5 protein-coding genes are annotated in these 6,207 nt (G+C 74.9%); 2 read left to right on the forward strand and 3 right to left on the reverse strand.

Annotation, left to right across the window (positions count from 1 at the left end; genetic code table 11):
- Nucleotides 1-77 precede the first annotated feature (77 nt).
- On the reverse strand, nucleotides 78-2,270 hold the full coding sequence (locus tag E2C05_RS27285) for an ATP-binding protein (protein ID WP_158292400.1): 2,193 nt from the start codon (nucleotides 2,268-2,270) through the stop codon (nucleotides 78-80).
- 125 nt (nucleotides 2,271-2,395) lie between these two features.
- Between E2C05_RS27285 and E2C05_RS27290 the strand changes: the two genes are divergently transcribed.
- Nucleotides 2,396-3,175 carry a YidB family protein gene (locus E2C05_RS27290; RefSeq protein ID WP_133222805.1) on the forward strand — a complete coding sequence of 260 codons (780 nt, stop codon included), beginning with the start codon at nucleotides 2,396-2,398 and terminating at the stop codon, nucleotides 3,173-3,175.
- Nucleotides 3,176-3,394: 219 nt separating this feature from the next.
- Here the strand turns inward: E2C05_RS27290 and E2C05_RS27295 are convergent, their stop codons facing one another.
- Both E2C05_RS27295 and E2C05_RS27300 read right to left on the reverse strand, forming a co-directional pair.
- Nucleotides 3,395-3,841 carry an NUDIX hydrolase gene (locus E2C05_RS27295; RefSeq protein WP_240046917.1) on the reverse strand — a complete coding sequence of 149 codons (447 nt, stop codon included), beginning with the start codon at nucleotides 3,839-3,841 and terminating at the stop codon, nucleotides 3,395-3,397.
- A 171-nt stretch (nucleotides 3,842-4,012) separates the two neighbouring features.
- The gene (locus E2C05_RS27300; protein WP_133222807.1) at nucleotides 4,013-5,326 is read right to left on the reverse strand and encodes a CitMHS family transporter; all 1,314 of its coding nucleotides are present in this window, start codon (nucleotides 5,324-5,326) and stop codon (nucleotides 4,013-4,015) included.
- A 257-nt stretch (nucleotides 5,327-5,583) separates the two neighbouring features.
- Here E2C05_RS27300 and E2C05_RS27305 point away from each other — a divergent pair.
- The coding region (locus E2C05_RS27305; RefSeq protein ID WP_456306534.1) for a hypothetical protein at nucleotides 5,584-6,207 on the forward strand (624 nt) is incomplete at its 3' end.

The raw sequence follows: 6,207 nt of genomic DNA on the forward strand, positions 1-6,207 counted from the left end.
AGGGCAGCGACGCCGCCGCGGGGCCGCGATCGGCGCGCCAGGCCCCGCGCCGGCCGGCACCGCGCCGCGGCCCTGCGCTACCCCGCCATCGCCTCCAGCCCGGCCGCGACGCGCACCGCCATGTCCAGCTCCTCCATCCGGAAGGGCTTGCGCAGCAGCGTCCGCACGCCCGGCGGCTTGCCGCCCGGCAGGCCGGCGGCATAGCCGGTGATCATGATCACCGCGAGGTCCGGGCGGCCGCGCCGCGCGACGAGCGTGAGTTCCGCCCCATTCATCTGCGGCATCGCGTAGTCGGTGACCAGCACCCGCAGGTCGCGCCGCTGGCCGAGCACGAGCAGCGCCTCCTCGCCGTCGCGCGCCTCGGCCACCTCATGGCCCATCTCCCGCAGCGCCGCGGCGGTGGCCAGCCGGGCCAGCGCGTCGTCATCGACCAGCAGCAGGCTGCAGCCATGCCCGGCCGGTGCCGGCCGCGCCGGCGCCAGCTCCTCCCGCGGCAGCTCGGCCGGGGCCTCGGCGCGCGGCAGCCACAGGCTGACGGTGGTGCCCTGGCCCGGCCGGCTCTCGATCCGCAGGTCGCCGCCCGACTGGGTGACGAAGCCATGCACCATGGACAGGCCGAGGCCGGTGCCCTTGCCGATCGCCTTGGTCGTGAAGAAAGGCTCCAGCACGCGTTCCAGCACCTCGGGCGGCATGCCGGTGCCGGTATCGGTGACCGAGAGCACCACGTAGTCGCCGGCCGGCGCCCCGCCTTGCGGCACCGCAAGCCGCGCATTGCGGGCGCCGATCGTCAGCGTCCCGCCCTCCGGCATGGCGTCGCGGGCATTGATCGCCAGGTTCAGCATGGCGAGCTCGGCCTGGGTCGGGTCCACCAGGGCCGGCCAGAGATCCGCGGCGATCGCGGTCTCGATCGCCACCGGCGCGCCCACCGCCTTCTGCAGCAGCTCGCCGAGGCCGGCGATCAGCGCGCGCGGATCGACCGGGCGGGGCTCCAGCCCTTCCCGCCGGGCGAAGACCATCAGCTGCCGCACCAGCTTGGCGCCGCGGTCCACCGCCTGCAGGCTGGCATCCAGCACGCGGCGCGACGTCTCCGGCACCCGGGGCGAGAGCAGGTAGAGGCCGCTGCGGATGGCCTGCAGCAGGTTGTTGAAGTCATGCGCCACGCCGGCGGTGAGCTGCCCCACCGCCTCCAGCGTCTGGGCGCGGCGCAGCGCCGCCTCGGCCTGCTCGCGCCGGGCGCTTTCGGCCCGCAGCTGTTCCACCATCTGCCGCCAGCGGCCGGAGACGCGGCGCTGCTCGCGGTAGAGCCGCATGGCCATCACCGCCATGCCGAGCAGCGCGGCGGCGGCCAGCGCGGTGTAGAGGCCGAGCAGCGTGACCCTCTCGTGCCAGCCATGCAGCACCGCCGCCGTCTCGACGCTGAAGGCGAGGTGCAGCGGATAGTCGCGGACCTGGGCGAAGGCGCTGATGCGGGCGATGCCGTCGATGGGGGAATGGCCGGCGAAGCTGCCCTCCCGCTGCTCCCGCGCGTTGCGCAGGAAGGCGCCGTCGATCGGCAGGCGGGTCTGCGCCACCTCGGCTGGCCAGCGGCTGAACAGCAGGCCGTCGCTGCGCACCAGCGTGACCAGGTGCTGCGCGCTGGGCGCGAAGCGGCCCCAGAATTCGGTGAACTGGCCGATCGGCAGGCCGACGCGCAGGATGCCGTCGAAGCGGCCTTCCGCATCCACCCGGCGGCGGCTGAGCGTGATCTGCCGCGGCCCGCCCGGCGCCGCGGTGGCGAGGCCGAGATGGCTCCAGCCGGCGCCGGCCCGCAGCACGGCGAAATCCTCCGCGCCCGCCAGGCTGTCGCCGCGCGCCGCGGGGAAGCGGGCGGTGGTCATGCGCACCTGCCCGGCGGCATCGGCCAGCAGGATGTCGGCCGGGCGGCCCAGATCGGCGGCGACGCGCTGCAGATAGGTCCAGAGCCGGTGGTCGCGGGCGATCTCCGCCCAGTCGCGGCCCTCGGTCTGCCGGATCACCTCGGAGAGGACGAGCTCATGCGTTTCCAGCACCCGCGCGGCATGCTCGTGCAGCACGGCGACGGTGCGGGTGGCGGCCGCCTGCGCATCCTCCATCGCCTGCCGCCGCTCGGACCAGGCGGTCCAGGCGAACAGCGCCAGCGGCAGCAGGACGGAGAGGCCGAGCAGCAGGACATGCACCGGCGCCTGCCGGGCCCGGTCCCCGGGATCATCGACCGGCAGGGGGGCGTTGGACGGCTCCCGTTGAGAGAACATGGTATACGTTCTACTCCACACGGACCCGTGTGCAAGCGTCATCACCAACCGGACCATTGCCCGGCCGGCGCAACATCGCGCGCCGCGCCGCGTTCTCCCTGCCCTCAGGGACGTGGGAGGCGAAGATGAGCGAGTTTCTGTCGGGCCGGTCGCAGGGCGGCCTCGCGGGCGGGTTGTCGAACGGCGTGAAGATGGCGGCCATTGCCCTGCTGGTGCACCAGCTGATGAAGCATGCGCGGCAGTCGCAGGGGCCGGCGCCGCAGCCCCAGGGCGGTGGCGGCGGTCTCGGTGGCGGGTTGGGCGGCCTGCTCGGCGGCCTGTTCGGCGGCGGGGACGACGCCCGCCAGGCCGGCCGGCCGGCCCAGGCACCGGCCCAGGCCCCGGGTCCTTGGGGCACCCAGGGCGCTGGCCAGCCCGGAGGCGCCTGGGGCCAGCCCGCCGGTCAGCCCGGCGGGGCCTGGGGCAACCAGCCGGGCGGCCAATGGGGGGGCCAAGGCGGCAACCAGGGCGGCGGCCTCGGCGGGCTGCTGGGCGGTGCCGCCGGCGCGGGCCTGGGTGGCCTGCTGGGCGGCCTCGGCGGCCTGCTGGGCGGGCTGCGCGGCCATGGCCTGTCGCAGCAGGTGGATTCCTGGATCGGCCCCGGGGAGAACCAGCCGGTCCCGCCGGAGGAGCTGGCGCGGCATTTCGACCCGGAGGAGCTGGACCAGGCCGCCCGCCAGGCCGGCACCGACCGCGGCACCCTGCTGAACGAGCTGAGCGCCATGCTGCCGCAGGCGGTGGACCGGATCACGCCGCAGGGCCGCCTGCCGGAGCGCGAGGAGGAGGTGGGCGGCGGCCTCGATGGGCTGCTCGCCGGCATGTTCGGCGGCGGCGGGCCGCAGCCGGGCGGGCCGGAGCGCCGCTGACCCTCCAGGGACTGTGCTGAGGCGGGATCCGCGCGGCGGCAGGTCCGCGCGGATCCCGCCGGCGCCTGGGCGGAGCGCGGCTTTCCGCGAACCGCCCGAAGCGACGATGCGCGCGACCGGCGCAGGGCCGCGCCGGCGCCGGACATGGCGCGGGATACCGGGCCGCAGGCAGGCGGCTGCGGCCGGCCGGCCGTCGTCCCGCCACCGGGGCGGTCGGGATCAGCGCTCCGGCAGGGCGAGGCGGAGCAGCAGCATCGCCAGCCCGCCTTCCTCCACCACCAGCGCCGCCTGCGGCAGGGTGAACCAGGCGGTGCGGCGCTGCCGCTTCTCCGGCCAGGATTTCAGCTGCCGCAGCACGCGCAGCGGGAACACCTCCACCTCGCAGGGCAGGATGCGGCCGCCGGGCAGCCGCTTGTCGTAGACATAGCGGCCGACCGGTTCGGCCGCGACCTCGCCGACCAGCCCCGCCTCCTCATAGGCCTCGCGCGCCGCCTGCTCATGCGGCGGGGCGGGTTCCTCCACCCAGCCCTTGGGCAGCACCCAGCGCCGCGTCTCGCGGCTGGTGACCAGCAGCACCTGCAACTCGCCGCCGCGCTCGGCCAGCGGCAGCGCGGCGCATTGCCGGCCGGACAGCCGGTGCTTCGCGATCCTGCGTTTCCGCGCCACTGCGGCGGCACCTCCTACCCCTCGGCCTGCCGGTTCCGGACCCGTCGGTCGGACCGCCAGATGATGTCGGGCGACGGGCGCCGCCGCCGCCCGGACGCCTGCCACCCGTGGCAGCATGCGGCGGCCGCGGCAAGCATCGCCGTCGCCGCCGCCTGCCTCCGGACGGCGGGCTCAGAACAGCGGGAAGGCGCCGACCAGCCCGCCGGCCAGCAGCATCACCAGCGCCGAGCCCAGCGCCCAGGGGATGGTGAAGCGCTGATGCGCGCCGAAGTCGATGCCGCAGAGCCCGACCAGCAGATAGGTGCTGGCGACCAGCGGGCTGAGCAGATGCACCTGCTGCCCGACCAGCGAGGCGCGGCCGATCGCCTCGGCCGAATGGCCGAAGGTGGCGCCGGCCTCGGCCAGGATCGGCAGGATGCCGAAATAGAAGGCGTCGTTCGAGATCAGGAAGGTGAAGGGGATGCTGACCAGCGCGGTGATCAGCGGGATGAACTGCCCGGCGCCGTCGGGGATGATGGCGGTGACGCTGCGCGCCATCGCCTCCACCATGCCGGTGCCGGCGAGGATGCCGGTGAAGACGCCGGCGGCGAAGATGAGGGAGACGACCGCCAGCACGTTCGGCGCATGCGCGGCGATGCGCGCCTTCTGCTCCGCCAGGCCGGGATAGTTGATCTGCACCGCGATGGCGAAGCCGATCATGAACAGCAGCGGCAGGGGCAGCAGGCTGGACAGCAGGCAGGCCATCAGCGCCAGGGTCAGCGCCAGGTTGACGTAGAGCAGGTGCGGCCGGCGTTCCGGCGGCGCCGGCGCCACCGTGTCCACCATGCCGCCGGGCGGCGCCGGCACGTCGTCCAGCTGCGCCAGGTCCAGCACGCCTACGCGGGCGCGTTCCCGGCGCCCCAGCAGCCAGGCGACGAACAGCGTGAAGCAGAAGCAGGCAACCATGGTCGGGATCAGCGGCACGAACAGCGTGTTGGCATCCAGGTGCAGCGCGCTGGCGGCGCGCGCGGTCGGCCCGCCCCAGGGCGTCAGGTTCATGTTGCCGGCCGCCATCATGATGACGCAGGCGGCGACCAGCGGGTTCATGCCCAGCCGCCGGTACAGCGGCAGCATCGCCGTGGTGGTGATGATGTAGCTGGTCGAGCTGTCGCCATCGAGCGAGACGATGGAGGCGAGCACGGCGGTGCCCATGACGATGCGCACCGGGTCGCCGCGCACGATGCGCAGCACGGTGCGCGCCACCGGATCGAACAGCCCGGCATCGATCATGATGCCGAAATACAGGATGGCGAACAGCAGCAGCACGCCGGTCGGCGCCAGGTTGCGGATGCCGTCCAGCGCCATCTTGCCGATGTCGCCGCCGAAGCCGCCGAGCAGGGCGAAGGCGATCGGCACCAGGATCAGCGCCAGCAGCGCCGACAGCCGGTCCGTCATGATCAGCACCATGAAGACCAGCACCATGCCGTAGGCCAGCAGCGTCAGCATCGTATTCCCCCCGCCCCGCCCCGCATGCGGGGCGGGCCCGGCGGGATCGTCGCCGCGGCGGTCGCGCCGCCGCTGCGCCCAGCCGTAACCGCAAGCCGCGGCGGCCACAACCCGGCCGGCGGCAGCGTGAAGCGGCAGCGGAGCGAGGATGTGTTAGGCAGGGCCGGCGGAACATCCATCACGCGCCGCTGTTCTCGCCGCGTCCGCGGGCCTGCCGGCATCCGGCGCGGCCCGCCAGAATGGCGGGGATAGTGACAATGAGCGGCAGCAGGATGCCGGGCGCGCCGGCGCAGGGCGCGTCCCACGACCCGGATGAGGCGGCGCAGCGCGCTGCCGAGCAGGGGCGCTTGGCCGGCCAGCAGGTGGCGGGCGAGACGCGCGAGGCGGCGGGGCAGATCCGGCAGGAAGCGGCCGGCGCGGTGCAGGACCTGAAGCGGGAAGGCACCGACCTGGCGGAGGATGCGCGAGACCAGGCGCTGGGCTTCGCCGAGAGCCAGCAGCAGCGCGGCGCCGAGCAGGCCGAGGGACTGGCGCGGGCGGTGCATGGCGCCGCCGACCAGCTGCGCGAGACCTCGCCGCAGGTCGCGGAGTATGTGCAGGAGGCGGCGGGCGCGATGGACCGCCTGGCGCGCAGCCTGCGCGACAGCAGCCCGGCCCAGCTGATGGGCCAGGTGGAGGATCTGGCGCGGCGGCAGCCGGTGGCGTTCTTCGGCGCCGCGGTGCTGGCCGGCTTCGCCCTGGCGCGCTTCGCCAAGAGCTCGGCGGAAGCCGGCGCGCATGCCGGTGCCGCGCATGCCGGTGCGCTGGGCGGCGTGCGCGGCGCGGCGCATGCCGGCGCGGCCGCGCCAGCGGCCGACCGGTCCGGCACGCAGGCCATCGGC

The sequence above is a fragment of the Paracraurococcus ruber genome, from assembly GCF_004353985.1.
GTDB classification, from domain to species: Bacteria; Pseudomonadota; Alphaproteobacteria; order Acetobacterales; family Acetobacteraceae; genus Paracraurococcus; species Paracraurococcus ruber.